Source organism: Parablastomonas sp. CN1-191 (genome assembly GCF_049354825.1).
Classification (GTDB): Bacteria; Pseudomonadota; Alphaproteobacteria; order Sphingomonadales; family Sphingomonadaceae; genus Novosphingobium.
Genome location: NZ_CP186480.1, coordinates 18,281 through 34,125, shown reverse-complemented (window position 1 = coordinate 34,125; position 15,845 = coordinate 18,281). Strand labels below are relative to the sequence as shown.

At 69.6% G+C, this 15,845-nt stretch carries 16 protein-coding genes; 9 read left to right on the top strand and 7 right to left on the bottom strand.

Annotated features, from left to right (window positions below; genetic code table 11):
* The first annotated feature begins 81 nt into the window (after positions 1–81).
* The 5 genes from ACOYW6_RS00180 to nadA all read left to right on the top strand — a co-directional run bounded on the left by ACOYW6_RS00180 (position 82) and on the right by nadA (position 4,434).
* Complete coding sequence (locus ACOYW6_RS00180; protein ID WP_423141823.1) at positions 82–990, top strand: MBL fold metallo-hydrolase; 909 nt, start codon at positions 82–84, stop codon at positions 988–990.
* Positions 969–1,670: a DUF4230 domain-containing protein gene (locus tag ACOYW6_RS00175; RefSeq protein ID WP_423141822.1), complete on the top strand. Its 702-nt coding sequence runs from the start codon at positions 969–971 to the stop codon at positions 1,668–1,670. The genes ACOYW6_RS00180 and ACOYW6_RS00175 overlap by 22 nt, the downstream gene beginning before the upstream one ends.
* Positions 1,671–1,753: 83 nt before the next feature.
* The gene (locus ACOYW6_RS00170; RefSeq protein ID WP_423141821.1) at positions 1,754–2,536 is read left to right on the top strand and encodes a hypothetical protein; all 783 of its coding nucleotides are present in this window, start codon (positions 1,754–1,756) and stop codon (positions 2,534–2,536) included.
* Between the two features lie 122 nt (positions 2,537–2,658).
* Entirely contained in the window at positions 2,659–3,372 is a 714-nt protein-coding gene (locus ACOYW6_RS00165; protein WP_423141820.1) for a hypothetical protein, read from the top strand.
* Between the two features lie 63 nt (positions 3,373–3,435).
* A complete protein-coding gene (gene nadA / locus ACOYW6_RS00160) occupies positions 3,436–4,434 on the top strand; it encodes a quinolinate synthase NadA (protein WP_423141819.1) in 999 nt (332 codons plus the stop codon).
* 1 nt (position 4,435) lies between these two features.
* On the opposite strand, the gene ACOYW6_RS00155 is transcribed toward nadA, so the two are convergent.
* Together ACOYW6_RS00155 and ACOYW6_RS00150 are read right to left on the bottom strand one after the other, a co-directional pair.
* Complete coding sequence (locus ACOYW6_RS00155; RefSeq protein WP_423141818.1) at positions 4,436–6,250, bottom strand: DUF885 domain-containing protein; 1,815 nt, start codon at positions 6,248–6,250, stop codon at positions 4,436–4,438.
* Positions 6,251–6,275: 25 nt separating this feature from the next.
* Positions 6,276–7,139, bottom strand: coding sequence for a DMT family transporter (locus tag ACOYW6_RS00150; RefSeq protein ID WP_423141817.1), 864 nt, complete (start codon positions 7,137–7,139; stop codon positions 6,276–6,278).
* A gap of 122 nt (positions 7,140–7,261) precedes the next feature.
* On the opposite strand from ACOYW6_RS00150, the gene ACOYW6_RS00145 reads away from it, so the two are divergent.
* Positions 7,262–8,350, top strand: a complete 1,089-nt coding sequence (locus tag ACOYW6_RS00145) for an alkene reductase (RefSeq protein ID WP_423143133.1) — start codon at positions 7,262–7,264, stop codon at positions 8,348–8,350.
* Positions 8,351–8,359: 9 nt separating this feature from the next.
* Here the strand turns inward: ACOYW6_RS00145 and ACOYW6_RS00140 are convergent, their stop codons facing one another.
* Positions 8,360–8,710 carry a hypothetical protein gene (locus ACOYW6_RS00140; protein ID WP_423141816.1) on the bottom strand — a complete coding sequence of 117 codons (351 nt, stop codon included), beginning with the start codon at positions 8,708–8,710 and terminating at the stop codon, positions 8,360–8,362.
* Positions 8,707–9,393 carry a lipoyl(octanoyl) transferase LipB gene (gene lipB / locus ACOYW6_RS00135; protein WP_423141815.1) on the bottom strand — a complete coding sequence of 229 codons (687 nt, stop codon included), beginning with the start codon at positions 9,391–9,393 and terminating at the stop codon, positions 8,707–8,709. The genes ACOYW6_RS00140 and lipB overlap by 4 nt, the downstream gene beginning before the upstream one ends.
* A gap of 84 nt (positions 9,394–9,477) precedes the next feature.
* Here lipB and ACOYW6_RS00130 point away from each other — a divergent pair, with 84 nt between their 5' ends.
* Positions 9,478–10,269 carry a glycerophosphoryl diester phosphodiesterase membrane domain-containing protein gene (locus tag ACOYW6_RS00130; RefSeq protein ID WP_423141814.1) on the top strand — a complete coding sequence of 264 codons (792 nt, stop codon included), beginning with the start codon at positions 9,478–9,480 and terminating at the stop codon, positions 10,267–10,269.
* Between the two features lie 36 nt (positions 10,270–10,305).
* On the opposite strand, the gene ACOYW6_RS00125 is transcribed toward ACOYW6_RS00130, so the two are convergent.
* On the bottom strand, positions 10,306–10,929 hold the full coding sequence (locus tag ACOYW6_RS00125; RefSeq protein WP_423141813.1) for a class I SAM-dependent methyltransferase: 624 nt from the start codon (positions 10,927–10,929) through the stop codon (positions 10,306–10,308).
* Between the two features lie 116 nt (positions 10,930–11,045).
* On the opposite strand from ACOYW6_RS00125, the gene ACOYW6_RS00120 reads away from it, so the two are divergent.
* On the top strand, positions 11,046–12,359 hold the full coding sequence (locus ACOYW6_RS00120; RefSeq protein WP_423141812.1) for an MFS transporter: 1,314 nt from the start codon (positions 11,046–11,048) through the stop codon (positions 12,357–12,359).
* A gap of 95 nt (positions 12,360–12,454) precedes the next feature.
* Complete coding sequence (locus ACOYW6_RS00115; RefSeq protein ID WP_423141811.1) at positions 12,455–14,530, top strand: TonB-dependent receptor; 2,076 nt, start codon at positions 12,455–12,457, stop codon at positions 14,528–14,530.
* Here the strand turns inward: ACOYW6_RS00115 and ACOYW6_RS00110 are convergent.
* On the bottom strand, positions 14,527–15,027 hold the full coding sequence (locus ACOYW6_RS00110; protein WP_423141810.1) for a (2Fe-2S)-binding protein: 501 nt from the start codon (positions 15,025–15,027) through the stop codon (positions 14,527–14,529). The genes ACOYW6_RS00115 and ACOYW6_RS00110 overlap by 4 nt on opposite strands.
* 7 nt (positions 15,028–15,034) lie before the next feature.
* Positions 15,035–15,796 carry a class II aldolase/adducin family protein gene (locus ACOYW6_RS00105; RefSeq protein ID WP_423141809.1) on the bottom strand — a complete coding sequence of 254 codons (762 nt, stop codon included), beginning with the start codon at positions 15,794–15,796 and terminating at the stop codon, positions 15,035–15,037.
* Between the last annotated feature and the right edge of the window lie 49 nt (positions 15,797–15,845).

Genomic DNA, 15,845 nt, shown 5'->3' with positions numbered 1-15,845 from the left:
TCGCCCGCGTCATGCCACAGGACCGCCACTGTAGGACAGGCCGCTTGGCGGCGCGGCGCGCCTGCGCCATAGCGGGCGGCAATGGACATGCCCCCGAAGCCCTGGCCGTTCGGCCTTGCCGAACGCTGCGAACCGCTTGTGCGGCGGGTGCTGGCGCCCAATCCTTCGCCCTACACGTTCACCGGTACGCAGACCTACATCGTGGGCGCGGGGACGGACGTGGCGGTGATCGATCCCGGCCCGGCCGGCACCGGGGTCGCCGGCCATGCCGCGACCAACGGCGAAGGCCATGTCGAGGCGATCGTCGCCGCGGTCGGCGCTGCGCACGTCGTGGCGATCTGCTGCACGCATACGCACCGCGACCATTCGCCCGCCGCCGCGCCGCTGAAAGCGCTCACGGGCGCGCCGATCATCGGCTGCGCGGCCCTCGCCCTTTCCGACGACGGCCCCCGCGCCGATGCCGAGTTCGACCCCGCCTACGCCCCCGACCGCGTTCTGCGCGACGGCGAAGCCCTGTCGGGCGATGGCTGGACTTTGCGCGCGGTTGCGACCCCGGGCCACACCAGCAACCACTTGTGCTTCGCGCTGGAGGAGACGTCTGCGCTGTTCACCGGCGATCATGTGATGGGCTGGTCGACCAGCGTCGTATCGCCCCCCGACGGCGACATGGGCGCCTACATGAAAAGCCTGGAACGGCTGCACGACCGCGCCGACCGCGTCTATTATCCCGCGCACGGGCCGGCGATCACAAACCCGCGCCAGCTGGTGCGCGGGATGCTGGGCCACCGCCGCAGCCGCGAGCGGCAGATTGCCAAGCTGCTGGCGGCGCAGGCGCGCGACATTCCCGCGCTGGTGGCAGCCATGTACAAGGGCCTCGACCCGCGGCTGACCGGCGCGGCCGGTCGATCGGTGCTGGCCCATCTGATCGATCTGGAACAGCGCGGGCTGGTCGTTCGTTCAGGTGAGACATGGATGACGATGAACGCCTGACCCGCGCCCCGGCTCGCCCCCTTTCGGACAAGGTTGCCACCGCGCCCCTGCCGGCACCCCCACCCGCCCAGGTCCGCGCCGCGCGGGCATCGGCGCTGCCGTGGCTGCTGCTGATCGCCGCGCTGGCGGTGCTGGCGTGGCACGTGTTCAAGCCGGACAAGCTCGGCGATCCGCTCGCCACCAGCCTGGTCGCGTTCCAGAAGCAGGACAAGCTGACCGTCTTCAGCGCCGAGCTCGCCCCGGTCGTCGCCAGCGATGACACCCGCTATTTCGGCCTGCTCAAGTCCAAGCAGGTGGCGGTGATCCCCGCCCGCGTCGATTACTCGGTCGACTTGTCGGCGGTCGGGCGCGACCGGATGAAGTGGGACCAGGCCGCCAAGCGGCTCGACGTGCAGTTGCCGGCGCTGACGGTCGGGCGTCCCAACCTGGACGAGGCGCGCGCCAGGTACTTGCGCGAAGGCGTGTTCATCACGCGGGATGCGCAGGACAAGCTTAACCGGAACACCACGCTGCTGGCCGAGCAGCAGGCGGTCCAGGCCGCCGCCAACCCGGTGCTGATGAACCTGGCACGCGGCGCCGCCCGCGACGCGATCCGCCAGAACCTGGCGATCCCGATGCAGGTTGCCGGCTACGGCGATGTCACCGTCACGGTCCGCTTCGACGGCGAGCCGGCGGGGTAGTTTTCCACCGCTCGAGAGCGGACACTTGAAACCAGGCGCCATTCTTGACACCCTTGCCTCGGTCGCAAACCTGGGAGGGTATTGTGGCGACATTGGCACCAAGCGCAGCGCCGGAGCGCAAGCGGCGCAGCGAGGCGCAGTCTTTCTTCATCCTGGCCTGTTTGATGGCGGCGACGATCGTCGCCGGATTCCTGCTCAACATCGTCATGGGCCGGTCAACGTTCGCCTCGCCGCTCATCGTCCATGTCCACGGCATCACCTTCATGGGCTGGCTGGGCATCACGCTCACGCAGATGCGCTTTGCCGCAGCGGGGCCGCTGGGACTGCACCGCAAGCTCGGCTGGATCTCGGTCGTCTACGTGCCGTGGATGGTGCTGATGGGCTTCCTCGTCATGCGCCATTCGCTGCAGACCACCGGCGGGCCGTTCTTCTTCGCCCAGAACGAGTTCCTGTGGGGCAACGGCACGGCGCTGGTCGCGTTTGCGGCGACGATCGGATGGGCGATCGCGCGGCGGCGCGACACCGCCGCGCACAGCCGGCTGATGCTGTGCGCGTTTTCGGTGCTGACCGGACCCGGCCTGGGCCGCCTCCTGCCCGAGCCGCTGCTGATCCCCTACGCCTGGGACACGGTCGTCGTCGCGACCCTGATCTGGCCCGCGATCGGCATGGCGCTCGACCATCGCCGCCACGGCTCGGTGCACCGCGCCTGGTTCCAGGGCGTTGCGCTGATCGTGGGGCTGCAGGTCGCGGCGCAGCTTATCGCCTACTCGCCCATCGGCATCGCGGCGACGCGGTCGGTGATCGCCGGAACGCCGGGGGCCGACCGGCCGATGGCGGCCTTCCTGCCGCCGGACTTTGGCGCCTGACGGCGGCGGCGGCGGGCTTCGACGGACCGCCGATCCGGTTCGGCTGACGACATGGCGGTCCGGTACAAAGCGCGATAAACCGCGCGGCGGGGGACGCAGACATAGCCAAGGGGGGATTTTCCGTGGCTTCGATTGCACCGCTCGCTCGCCGCGAGCAGACATTTTACCAGAAGATGTCGGTGGGGCTGGTCGCCTTCATCGTGTTCGGCTTCGCGCAGTTCGAGGCGCGCGGCTTCGTCGATCCGCGCGCGCTGCCGCTGGCGATCCACCTTCATGCCGCGATGATGGTCGGCTGGCTCGCCCTGCTGGTCGTCCAGTCAACGCTGGTCGCGCGCGACAACCTGGCCCTGCACCGCCGGCTCGGCTGGGCGGGCGCGGTGCTCGTCACCGCGATCCCGCCGGTCGCGATCGTCGGGGTCGTCGCGGTGATGCGCGCCGGCATCGCGCCGCCGTTCTTCACGCCCGCGTTCTACCTGTCGCTGGTGACGATCGAGGCGGCGCTGTTCGCCGCGATGGTGTGGCTGGCGATCGCCCGCTGCAAGCAGACCGCCTGGCACCGCCGGCTGATGATCGGCGCGACGGTCCTTTTGATGGAGCCGGCGCTGGGCCGGTTGCTGCCGGTGCCGCTGATGGGGGCGATGCCGGCCGAATGGACCGCGATGGTGATCCAGCTGCTGATGCTGGGATTCCTGCTGCGCCATGACCGCGAGGTCCTGGGCAAGGTACACCCGGCGACGACCACCGCGGCCATAGCGGTGATCCTGTCGCACGTGCTGGTGGCGCTGGCCGCCATGCTGCCGCCGGTCATCGCGCTGGCGGACGCCATCGCCGCCTGAACGCTTGCACCGGGGAGCCGGGCGGGCCATCGCGCGTTGAGCCTGCAAGGGAGACTTACGCGCATGACCGCCCAGCCGACCAACCTTTCCGGGCTCGACCTGCGGGCCGAGATCGACCGTCTGCGCAAGGACCGCAACGCGGTGATCCTGGCGCACTATTACCAGAAGCCGGAAATCCAGGACCTGGCCGATTTCGTGGGCGATTCGCTCGAGCTGTCGCGCAAGGCGGCGGCCACCGATGCCGACGTGATCGCGTTCTGCGGCGTGAAGTTCATGGCCGACACGGCAAAGATCCTGTCGCCCGAAAAGATCGTCGTCCTGCCCGACATGGACGCCGGCTGCAGCCTTGAGGATTCCTGCCCGCCAGAGAAGTTCAAGGCCTTTCGCGAGGCACATCCCGATCACATCGCGCTGACCTACATCAACTGCTCGACCGCGGTGAAGGCGTTGTCCGACGTGATCGTCACCAGTTCCAGCGCCGAGACGATCCTGGCGCAAATCCCGAAGGATCAGAAAATCATCTTCGGGCCCGACCGGCACCTGGGCGGCTATCTCAACCGCAAGTTCGGGCGCGACATGCTGCTGTGGCCGGGGGTGTGCATCGTGCACGAGGCCTTCTCGGAGACCGAGCTGCTCAAGCTCAAGGCGCAGCACCCCGGCGCGCCGATCGCCGCGCACCCCGAATGCCCGCCGACGATCGTCGACCACGCCGATTACGTCGGATCGACCAGCGGCATCCTGCAGTTCGCCAAGACGTTCCCCGGCGACACCCTGATCGTGGCGACCGAGCCGCACATCATCCACCAGATGAGCCTGGCGCTGCCCGACAAGACCTTCATCGGTGCACCCGGGGCGGACGGCAACTGCAACTGCAACATCTGCCCGTACATGGCGCTGAACACGCTGGAGAAGCTCTACCTGGCGCTGCGCGACCTCGAACCCCGGATCGAGATCGAGGAGGGGCTGCGCCTGGCCGCAAAAAAGAGCCTCGACAAGATGCTGGAACTTGCCAGCGGCACCGTCGGCCTGGGTGACCTGGGCGCGCGGCCGAGCGGCGACTAGCTCACTCGATCGGCAGCCCCAGCACCAATTGCCGCGCGTACTTCACCGGCGGCGAGCCATGCGCGAGCAGCGCGTCGTTGAAGCGGCGCTGGTCGAACGCGGCGCCGTCGCGGCGCATCGCCTCCGCGCGCAGCGCGGCGTGTTCGGTATAGCCGATGAAGTAGGACAATAGCTGCACCGATCCCAGGCTGGCGCGAACCCACTTGCCCGCCGCCTCGCGTTCCTGCTGGAAGGCGCCCTTCATCATCAGCTCCATCGCCTGGTCGCGGGTCATCCCCTCGGTCTGGATGCCGATATCGAGCAGCGTGTTGGTGACCGAGCGCAGCCGCATCTTCAGCATCGTCAGCTTGTAGAGGGGGTCGCCGCCCATGTAGCCCTGCTCGGCCATCTGCGCCTCGGCCATGACCGCCCAGCCCTCGACAAACGGGCCCGACTGCAGGACCGAGCGCAGCGGATCGTCGAACTGGTTGGCGTGGGCAAGCTGCAGGTAGTGCCCGGGCATCGCCTCGTGGATGGCCAGGTCCTGGACCATGTAGTCATTGTATTCGGACAGGAACGAGGTTGCCTGGGCATCGGTCCATTCAGGCGGGATCGGGGCGACCGCAAAGAAGTTGGGCTGGTCCTTTTCCAGCGCGCCGGGCGCGTCGTCGTACGCCACCGCGTAGCCCCACATCGATCGCGGCATCTCGATCACGCGGATCGGCGTGTCGGGCACGGTGACGAAGCGCTTCTGCCGCACGAACGCGGTTGCCTGAGCCAGCGCGGCGCGGGCGTCCGCCATCAACTCGGTCCTGGCCGGGCGCCTCGCATACGTCAGTTGCAGGGCACGCTCGATCAGCGCCTGCTCGTCCGCGGGGGCGGGAATCTTGGCTTCCGCCAGCGCCTGGCGCGACAGCGCCGCCATTTCCTTGCGAACGGCCGCGAACTCGGCCTGGGCGCGTGCTTTCAGCTCGGCGCGGGAAAGGTCGGACTGCAGCGCGAACTTCATCTTCTGGTCGTAAAGCGCCGGGCCAAGGCGAAAATCGCCTTTCGCCTGCGGCACCAGCGTGGTCTCCAGCCACTTGAGATGCGCGGCCTGCGCGGCGGCGAGCGCGCTGGCCGCGGCCTCGAAGCGCGCGCGTTCGGCCGCGCTCAGCGTGGCGAGGTGCGGGCGCATGTCGGCAATCGGATCGGTCAGGCCCTTGATCCGCTGCACCGCGGTAGTGGCATAGATCGGCGCCACCCGCGCCGGGACCAATTGCGCACGGGCGGCCGCCAGCAAGCCGGGAATCGCCTCCATGCGCGACGTCGCGCTGCGCAGCCGGTCGGGCCAGGGCGCGAAATCGCGCGAGGTCAGGCTTTCGAGCGAACCGGTGGCAGTGCCGCCGTAAAGCAGCGGGTCGGTCGCCCACGGCTGGAGCGTTTCGGACGTCCAGATATCGTAGCGCAGCTGATTGCCCAGCAGCGCGTAGTCGACCTGGTCCTCGCGCCGGAGTGCATTGCGGTCGACCTGCGTGAGCGCGGCGAGGATGGAGCGCCACTCGGCCGTTTCGGCGGCGCGGCCCGCGGGCGAGAGATCGGGCAGGGCCGAATCGTACCGATGGTCCCCAAGTTGGGTCGCCGAAACCGGCTGAAAACGGACCAGGCTGGCGAGATAGCGGCGGCCAAGCTCCCCGAAGGCAAGCTGGTTGGCCGCATCGATCGCCTGCCCCGTCGCGGTGATGGCGGCCTGCGCCTGCGCGGCGTGGATGGCCGTATCGTGCGGTGCGTTGGTCGCGCACCCAGGCAGCGCGGCTACCATGAGCACTGGCAGCAGGACGGTCGGCAATCGGCGCATCGGTTTCTCCCCTTGTGCCGGGAGGCTAGCGCGCTTCGCTTGCCTTCGCCACCTCGGGTTCGTCCGGCGTGTCGGCGGTGCGCGACAGCACCAGCGCCGCGCCGACCAAGCCCATGCCGGCAAGGTCGAGCCAGCCCACCATCTCGCCAAAGGCCAGCCAGCCGACCACGACCGCGACCACCGGCTGCGTCAGCAGCGCCAGCCCGATCACCAGCGGGGGAAAATGGCGCAGCGACCACACCAGCAGGCCCTGTCCGATGATCTGGCTGGACAGCGCTAGGCCCGCGACGACCGCCCAGTTGTGCGGCCACACCGGCTCCCCGCGCAGCAGGGCGACCGCCAGCAGCACCGGCAGCCCGAACAGGCTGGACCAGAACAGCGCGGTCCAGTTGCCCAGCGTGCCGCGCGCGCGCCGCAGCAGCAGGATGTACCCAGCATAGAGCGTACCCGCGAGCAGGCAGAACAAGTCCCCGCTCAGCGTGCGCGGCCCGATTTCGAGCGAGCGGCCCAGCAGCAGCGCCGCGCCTGCCACCGCGCAGCCCATGGCCGCCCATTCGGCGAAGCGCGGCGCGCGGCGGAGCGCGACCAGGCCCCAGGCCATCACGATCAGGCTGCCCGCGTTGCCGAACAGCGTGGCATTGCCCAGCCGCGTTCGCTCGATCCCGATGTGCCAGCTGGCAAGGTCGAGCGCGAAGAACATCGCCCCGGCCAGGATCGCCAACATGGCGGGGCGCGCCACGCCGCCGATACGCTGCCCGCTGACGCGCGCCAGCACCGCGATCGCCGGCAGCGCCAGGGCCAGGCGCCAGAACCCGGCTGAAACCGGCCCGGTATCGGCACTGCGCACGAACCACGGCCCCAGCGCCAGCGCCGCGTTGGCGGTCAGCAACGCGACAAGGCGGACTATCCGGCTGTTACCCAAAGCTATCGTTGCCTTTCGCGGCGGCGTGCTTACATCGCCAAACCAGTTTCACTTCGCAATCGAAAGAGCCTGCCTCCATGCCCCCGCAGATGCACGAAGCCTTGTTTCAGCCGATTCGCTATGGCGCGATAGAAGCTCCCAACCGCATCGTCATGGCCCCATTGACGCGCGGCCGTGCCGACAAGGCGGGCGTGCCCAGCGACCTGATGATCGAATACTACCGCCAGCGCGCCGGGGCGGGCCTGATAATCAGCGAAGGCACCGGCATCAGCGTCGAGGGTCTGGGATGGCCGTTCGCGCCCGGCATCTGGACCGACGCCCAGGTCGAGGCGTGGAAGCCCGTGACCGAGGCGGTCCACGCCGCCGGCGGGCGGATCGCCTGCCAGCTGTGGCACATGGGACGTACCGTCCACCCCGATTTCCTGAACGGCGCGGCGCCGATATCGGCCTCCGCCACGACCGCGCCCGATCACGCCCACACTTATGAAGGGCGCAAGCCCTACGGCGAAGCGCGCGCCGGGACGCGGGACGACATCGCCCGCATCATCGACGATTACGGCAAGGCCGCGCATAACGCGCGCGCGGCCGGGTTCGACGCGGTGCAGCTGCACGGCGCCAACGGCTACCTGATCGACCAGTTCCTGCGCGCCGGCACGAACCTGCGCGAGGACGAATACGGCGGGCCGGCGAACAACCGCGTCCGCTTCCTGCGCGAGGTTCTCGAACGCCTTGTCGACGTGCTGGGCAGCGAGCGGGTGGGCGTGCGCTTTTCGCCCAACGGCGCGACCCAGGGCTGCGACGACCCGGATCCGGCAAGCGTGTTCGGCGCCGCCGCGAAGGTCTGCGAGGACCTTGACCTCGCCTTCGTCGAACTGCGCCAGCCGGGGCCCGACGGCACCTTCGGCCGCAGCGACGTGCCGCGCCAGCACGGCACCGTGCGCGCCGCCTATTCGGGGCCGCTGATTCTCAACAGCGATTACGACGCCGCCACCGCCGCAGCCGATATCGCAGCCGGGATCTGCGACGCGGTCAGCTTCGGCCGGCCCTATATCTCGAACCCCGATCTCGACCGCCGCATCGCCGCGGGCGCCGAATTCGCGCCCAACAAGGGCGTGCCGCAGACGTGGTACACGCCCGGGCCGGTCGGCTATATCGACTACCCGCCGATGGCAGGCTGAACGCCGCCGTCAGGTCGCCGCGGCTTCGGGTGCGGCGGCACTGGCGGCGGGGGCGGCGGCCGCGGACGGCGTTGCCGCGGGCTTGGCTCCCGCGTCGGTTCCGTCCGATGCCTTGCCGGGCGTTTCGCCCTTGCCGCCCTGCTTCTTCGCGGCGGCGTCGCCGCTGCCGACGGGCGCCAGCGGCGGTTCCGAGCGGACCTGGTCGAGCGGGATCATCGCGTCGCTGGTCGACCCGGGCAGGATCGTGCCTGCCGCGGTGCCGTTCGCATCCTTGCCCGACGGCTTGCACGCCGCCAGCGCCAGGCAGGCGATGAGCAAAGCGGGCACGAGCGCGGAACGGGCGGTGATCGGACGGGTCATCGGGCTGCCTCCTTGGGGCGTGTATCGGGGCATGGCCGGTCAAGCGCGGCCAGGAAATCGTCGGCGCGGGCGCGCATCGCCGCGTCCCAGGCCGCGGCGGAAACCGGCTTGCCCAGCCGCGCCAGGCTGGTCACCCCGTAGTCGCTGATACCGCACGGGACGATGCCGGCGAAATGCGACAGGTCGGGGTCGAGGTTGACCGACAGGCCGTGCATCGTCACCCAGCGCCGCACCCGAACGCCGATAGCGCCGATCTTGGCCTCCGACCCGTCGATGTCGCGCGTCCAGATGCCGATCCGGCCCGGCGCCCGCCACGCCTCGACCCCGAAATCGCCAAGGGTGTCGATCACCCAGCCTTCCAGGGCGTGGACATAGCCGCGCACGTCGCGGGCGCGGCCCTTGAGGTCCAGCATGACGTAGGCGATCCGCTGGCCCGGGCCGTGGTAGGTGTAGCGCCCGCCGCGCCCGGCCTCGACGACCTCGAAACGGGGGTCGAGCAGTTCGCCCGGCGCCGCGCTGGTCCCGGCGGTGTAGACCGGCAAATGCTCGAGCTGCCAGATCAGATCGTCCGCCTCGCCCGCGGCGATCGCGGCGTTGCGGGCGGTCATTTCGGCCAGCGCGCCCTGGTAGGCGACAGGCGCGTCCGAGCGGCGCCACTCGATCGATCTGCGGGGGTCGGCCATCGCGCGTTGCGTGGCGGCTTTCGCTGTGGTTATCAAGACCGCCCTTCACCCCCGTGCAGGGCAGCCGACACGAGAGGGACCGGAATGGCATTCGAGAGCAACGCGGCCTGGCAGTTCGCCGTGCGCAAGGTCGCCGCCAATCGCGACTTGCTGATGGCGGTAGCCGGGGTGTTCTTCGTGCTGCCCAGTTTCGCGCTGAGCCTGGTGACCCCCGATTTCGTGCCCACCGCAGATGCCGATCCGAGCGCGCGTTTTCAGCAGGTGATGCAGTTCTATTCGGGCATCATGCCTTACGCGATCGTGCTGGGCGCGGTTCAACTGCTCGGCGCCATGGCGGTGCTCGCGCTGATGACCGACCGCGGCCGCCCGACCGTGGCCGACGCGCTGCGGCAGGGGCTGCGCGGCGTCCTGCCGTGCCTTGCCGCGCAGCTGATCGTGGCCGCCCTGCTGGGCGTGGGTCTGATGCTGATGCTGGTGATAGGCGCGGCCACCGGCATCGCCGCGGTCGCGACGGTGATGTTCATAGCCGGCTTCGCGCTGGCGGCCTGGGCCTGGACCAGGCTCTCGCTGGTGCTGCCGGTGATCGCGGTAGAGCGGATCGCCAACCCCTTTACCGCGCTGGCGCGCAGCTGGAACCTCACGCGCGGCAACGCAGGCAAGCTGTTCGTCTTCTACCTGCTGCTGGTGCTGGCCTTCGTCATCGTCCTGTCGCTGATCATGCTGGTTATCGGCGTCGTCCTGGCGCTGGCAATGTCGGAAGAAACCGGCAAGGTCGTGGGCGACCTGATCGCCGCTATGCTAACCGGCGTGGTCGCGCTCTATTTCCTGGGCGCGCTGGCGGGCGCGCACCGGCAGCTTAGCGGCACCGCGGACTAGGCCGCGCTAAGGCGCATTGGGCCGCATTGGGCCGCGTCAGGTCTTCCAGCCCCAGAACAGCTGGCAGGGCAGGACGTTGCGCGGTTCGAAACCGCTGTCGATGTGAGTGAAATTGCGCGCCATGAAATCGCGGCACTTGGCCGAGAACTGGTAGACCAGGAACGCCCCGCCCTTGCGCAGTACGCGGTAAGTGGCGTCGGCGATAGCCGGGCCGACCCCGTCGGGCAGGGTCGAGAACGGCAGGCCCGACAGCACGTAGTCGGCATGGTCGAAGCCGTGCGCCTTGACGATCGCCTCGACGTCGGCGGCGGAGCCGAGCACGGCGTGAAAGCGCCCGTCGGTGATCGTGGCCTTGAGGTAATCGATGTAGAGCGGGTTGGTGTCGATCACGATCAGCGCACCGTCGCGCGGCAGCCGGTCGAGCACCGGGCGGCAGAAAGTGCCGACGCCGGGACCGTATTCGACGAACAGCTTGCATTCGTCCCACTTCACCGGGGCCAGCATCTTGCGGATGGTGAAGCGCGACGACGGGATGATCGAACCGACCATCACCGGGTGTTCAAGGAAACCTTCCAGGAATACGCCGCGCGGCCCCAGCAGCTTCATCGCGCGCCGCTTGATCCGGGTGGTCAGGCCCGGGCGGGCAAGCTCGGTCGTCATGAGGGGATGCGAACCTTCTTCGTCTGCGCGCGCCGGGCGCGGGGCTGTAACCCCAGCCGTTGGCAAATTTGCCCGACGATTGCAACCGCGTGTCGGCGGGGCTAGCCCCCGGCGCGATGGCCGGTTCCTCGCCAGACGCCCGCGCGGCACCCCTCACCGCCTCGCTGCCGCCGGGGCGGCTGGCGCTCTTGTTCGCGGTCATGCTGGTGACCGCGGCGGGCAACACGGCGATGCAATCGGTTATGCCGTCGATAGGCACTTCGCTTGGCGTGGCCGACGTGTGGATCAGCCTGGCCTACACCTGGTCGGCACTGCTGTGGATGCTGTGCGCGCCGTTCTGGGCCCGCCGCTCGGATCAGCGCGGCCGCAAGGCGATGATGGCGCTGGGACTGGTCGGCTTCGCCGCCAGCTTCACGCTGTGCGGAACGGCGCTGTGGCTGGGGTTGAGCGGATGGATGGGCGGGCTGGCCACGCTGCTTGCCTTTGCTGCCGCCCGATCGCTTTACGGCGGGTTCGGATCGGCGGCACCGCCGGCTGTCCAGGCCTACGTCGCCAGCCGCACCGAGCGGGCCGAACGGACCGGCAAGATGGCGCTGATTTCCTCCAGCTTCGGCCTTGGTACCGTGGTCGGCCCGGCGTTGGCGCCGCTGATGATCGTGCCCGGGCTGGGCCTGGTCGGTCCATTCGTCGCCTTCGCGCTGATCGGCTTCGCAATGCTGGCGGCGCTGCGCCTGCGGCTGCCCGACGATACGCCGGCCTTCCCGGGCCACGGCGATGTGACCGCCGCGCCGTTCGCCGGATCGCTGCCGGCGCCGCCGGTCGAGGACGACGCCGCGGCCCCGCACGAGCGGCTTGCCTGGAGAGACCGGCGGCTGCGGCCATGGCTGGTCTGCGGCCTGCTGGGCGGCCATGCGCAGGCGATGGTCCTGGGCCTGGTCGGGTTCCTGGTGCTCGACCGGCTGGGGTTGCGGCACGCCCCCGCGGGCGGTGCCGGGCCGACCGGCCTGGTGCTGATGGCGGGCGCGCTGGCGACGCTGCTGGCGCAGTGGGGGCTGATCCCGATGCTGGGCATGGGGCCGCGCGCGTCATGCCTGTGGGGCGCGGCGGCGGGCGCTGCCGGGGTGGCGATCCTGGCGCTGGCGGGTGATCTTCACGCCATCGCGCTGGGCCTCGCGGTCGCCTCGCTCGGCTTCGGGCTGGTGCGGCCGGGCTTCACCGCCGGGTCGTCGCTGGCAGTCGGGCGTGCGCAGCAAGGAGAGGCGGCGGGGATCGTCGCCTCGCTCAACGGCGCGGCCTATATCGTCGCCCCCGCAATCGGCGTGTGGATCTACGGCCGCGATCCGTGGGTCGTGTTCGCCTTGATCGCCGGACTGTGCGTCGCGCTGGTCGCCTATGGCTGGCGGCACTTGCCGCCCGACGTCGCCGCCTGACCGTCTCTTCGGTAACTTCAGCTTGTAATTGCGAACGACTCGCAATATCGGGCTCCGCCTGTTATTGCGAATCTTTCGCAGGAAGGGGAAAGTCCGTGCTCAAGTTCGCCGCCTCGACCATTGCCATTGCACTTGCCACTACTGCGCCTGCTGGCGCGGCTGACGCCGGATTCGAAGGCGAGACGCCGATCATCGTCACCGCGCGCCACGACGGCTACCGGCCCGGCGAGGTCGATGGGACCAGGACCGGCACCGATCTGCAGGACACGCCGCAGTCGGTCGCGGTGCTGACGCGCGAGCAACTCGACGACCAGGGACCGATGCAACTGGGCGAGGCGCTGCGCTATGTCCCCGGCGTCTCGCTAGGCCAGGGCGAAGGCCACCGCGACCAGGTGATCCTGCGCGGCCAGTCCTCTACCGCCGACTTCTTCGTCGACGGGGTACGCGACGATGCCCAGTATTACCGCCCGCTCTATGCGACCGAACGGGTCGAAGTGCTGAAAGGGGCCAACGCCCTGCTGTTCGGGCGCGGCGGCGGCGGCGGGGTGATCAACCGCGTCGCCAAGCGCGCCCAGCCCGGCCGTACTCGCGGCGAGATCGCTGCCGCGCTTGACAGCTTCGGCGCCTGGTCGCTCGCGGGCGACGTGAACCTGGGTTCGGACCGCGCGGCGCTCCGCCTCAACGCGGTGCGGCAGGACTTCGCCAATCACCGCGATGTCTACGACGGGCACTTCACCGGCGTGAACCCCGCCGCGACCGTGCTGCTGGGCGATGCCACCGCGATCGAAGCCGGTTACGAATATGTCGAGGACCGCCGCGTCACCGATCGCGGCGTGCCGAGCCTGAGCGGCAGCCCCATCCGCGGCCAGGAGGAAACCTTCTTCGGCGATCCCCAGGCCAACCGCAGCGAGGTTACCGCGCACATCGCCCGCGCGCGCGTGGTCCACCAGGCCGGCGACAGCCTGACCCTGCGGCTGACCGGCCAGTACGCCACCTATGACAAGTTCTACGCCAACGTCGTGCCGACCGGCGCGACCGCGACCGTCGTCAGCCTCAACGGCTATGCCAGCGGCAACGGCCGCGACAACACCATCGTCGAGGGCGACGCGGTGTGGAAGGGCGCGACCGGGCCGGTCCGCCACACGCTGCTGGCCGGTTTCGAGGCCGGCTGGCAATCCTCGACCTCGACCCGGCAGGACGCGCTGTTCGCCGCGCCCGGCGGCGGGACGACGCTGGCGGTCACGGTCCCGCTGGTGCGCCCGCTGGCGCTGCCGGGGGTTTCCTTCACCGCGGTCAACCGCAGCTCCGCGTCCGACCTCAAGACCCTGTCCGCGTTCGTGCAGGACCAGGTCGAGCTGGCCAACTGGCTGCAGATCGTCGCCGGCGTCCGCTACGACGACTTCAGCCTTGCGGCGGTCAACCGCATCTCGGGCGCGGGCGCCGAGCGCCGCGACGGGCTGTGGTCGCCGCGGCTGGGCGTTATCGTCAAGCCGCGCGCCGACATCTCCCTTTATGCCAGCTACGCGCGTTCGTTCCTGCCGCAGAGCGGCGACCAGTTCACCGCCCTCGACGCCTCGCTGGCGACGCTCGAGCCGGAGCGCTTCCGCAACTTGGAGGTGGGCGCCAAGTGGTCGCTCACCCCCGCGCTCGACCTTGCCGCGGCGGCCTTCCAGGTCGACCGCGACAACACCCGCGCCACCGACCCGGTCACCGGTTTTACCGTGTTGTCGGGCGCCAGCCGGGTCCGCGGCTTCGAAGCATCGCTCGCGGGCAAGCTGGCGGCGAACTGGCAGGCCAGCTTGGGCTATTCCTACCAGCAAGGCGAAATAACCCGTACCACAACCGCGGCGCCGGCGGGCCGCGAACTCGACAAGCTGCCCCGTCACCAGGCGAGCGCGTGGACGCGCTACGACGTCACGCCCGCCTTCGGGCTGGGGCTGGGCGCGATCCACCAGTCGGGCCAGTTCGCGACGCTGAGCAACGCGGTCCGCCTGCCGGGGTTCACCCGCCTTGACGCGGCCGCGTACTGGAAGGCCACGCCCGGCCTGTCGCTGCAGGTGAATGTCGAGAACGTGGCCAACACACGCTATTTCCCCAGCGCGCACACCGACAACAACATTGCCGTCGGCGCGCCGCGCAATGCCCGCGTCACCGCCCGGCTGACGTTCTAAAGCGCGGGAGCCGGGCTGTCGCCTGGGGCAGGCAGGACCGCGCCGCTGCGCATTGCCGCGCCGGCCTTGCGGATCGCGGCGCCAAGGCGGGGATAGACGCCGCAGCGGCACAAGTTGGTGATCGCGGCGCCGATCTCGGCATCCGAAGGGGCGGCGTTGCGCGCCAGCAGCGCGGCCGCCGCGGCGACGATGCCCGGCGTGCAGAAGCCGCACTGGATGGCCTGTTCCTGCACCAGCGCGGCCTGGACCGGGTGCCCGCCGCCGCGCGACAGCCCCTCGATCGTGGTGACGCGCCGCCCCTCGGCCTCGGCCAGGGTGACCAGGCAGCTGCGCAGCGCCTGCCCGTCGACCAGCACCGTGCAGGCGCCGCAGTCGCCCACGCCGCAGCCGTACTTGGTTCCGGTCAGGTTGGCGGCATCGCGCAGCGCGAACAGCAGCGGCGTCTGCGGATCGAGCGCGAAGTCGAGCGCGCGGTCATTGACGGTCAGGCGCGGCACGAAAGCGTCAGTCGCGCCACGAACGGTCGACGCGGTCCACCTTGCGCACGTGCGCGGCGAAGTCGGCCGCGCCCGGCCCGCCCGGCAGCGCGGTCTGCGCCAGGTCGCGCTGGTGAACGGCGATCACGTCGGGCGGGACGACCACCGGCTTGCCCGCCGCCATCGTCGCCAGCTGGATTTCGCAGGCGCGCTGGAACGCCCAGTGCATCAGGAAGATTTCCGGAACGCTGCGTCCCATCACCACCGGCCCGTGGTTCTTCAGGAACAGCACGCGCTTGTCGCCGAGGTTTTCCAGCAGGCGCGCGCCCTCCTCCTCGCGCACGGTGACGCCTTCGAAATCGTGGTAGCCGATCTGGCCGGCGAAGTTGCAGGCGTAGAAGTTGACCGGCTGCAGGCCGCCTTCAAGGCTGGCGACCGCCATCGTCGCGGTGGTGTGGGTGTGGCAGATCGCGTGGGCCCAGGGCAGGTGGCGGTGGAAATAGGCGTGCTGGGTGAAGCCCGCCTTGTTGACCGGGTAGCTGCTGTTATCGAGCGTGTTGCCGTCGATATCGATCTTTACCAGGTTGCTGGCGCAGACCTCCGAATAGAGCAGCCCGTAGGGGTTGATCAGGAATTCGTGGTCCTCGCCCGGGACCTTCAGGCTGATGTGATTGTAGATCGATTCCGACCATCCCATCATGTCGAACACGCGGTAGCACGCGGCGAGTTCCTGCCGCGCCGCCCACTCGGCATCACTGCAACCAAGCTTGTTGTCGATCTGTGTCGCCATCGTCTCTCTCCGCTTTGCGGCCAGCCTAGTCCAATCGGGAAGCGCACGA

Excerpts from the sequence above, each read along its gene's own strand:
- ACOYW6_RS00180 (WP_423141823.1), top strand. The coding sequence starts at position 82 with ATGGACATGCCCCCGAAGCCCTGGCCGTTCGGCCTTGCCGAACGCTGC.
- ACOYW6_RS00175 (WP_423141822.1), top strand. The coding sequence starts at position 969 with ATGGATGACGATGAACGCCTGACCCGCGCCCCGGCTCGCCCCCTTTCG.
- nadA (WP_423141819.1), top strand. The coding sequence starts at position 3,436 with ATGACCGCCCAGCCGACCAACCTTTCCGGGCTCGACCTGCGGGCCGAG.
- ACOYW6_RS00155 (WP_423141818.1), bottom strand. The coding sequence starts at position 6,250 with ATGCGCCGATTGCCGACCGTCCTGCTGCCAGTGCTCATGGTAGCCGCG.
- ACOYW6_RS00145 (WP_423143133.1), top strand. The coding sequence starts at position 7,262 with ATGCACGAAGCCTTGTTTCAGCCGATTCGCTATGGCGCGATAGAAGCT.
- ACOYW6_RS00140 (WP_423141816.1), bottom strand. The coding sequence starts at position 8,710 with ATGACCCGTCCGATCACCGCCCGTTCCGCGCTCGTGCCCGCTTTGCTC.
- lipB (WP_423141815.1), bottom strand. The coding sequence starts at position 9,393 with ATGGCCGACCCCCGCAGATCGATCGAGTGGCGCCGCTCGGACGCGCCT.
- ACOYW6_RS00130 (WP_423141814.1), top strand. The coding sequence starts at position 9,478 with ATGGCATTCGAGAGCAACGCGGCCTGGCAGTTCGCCGTGCGCAAGGTC.
- ACOYW6_RS00125 (WP_423141813.1), bottom strand. The coding sequence starts at position 10,929 with ATGACGACCGAGCTTGCCCGCCCGGGCCTGACCACCCGGATCAAGCGG.
- ACOYW6_RS00120 (WP_423141812.1), top strand. The coding sequence starts at position 11,046 with ATGGCCGGTTCCTCGCCAGACGCCCGCGCGGCACCCCTCACCGCCTCG.
- ACOYW6_RS00105 (WP_423141809.1), bottom strand. The coding sequence starts at position 15,796 with ATGGCGACACAGATCGACAACAAGCTTGGTTGCAGTGATGCCGAGTGG.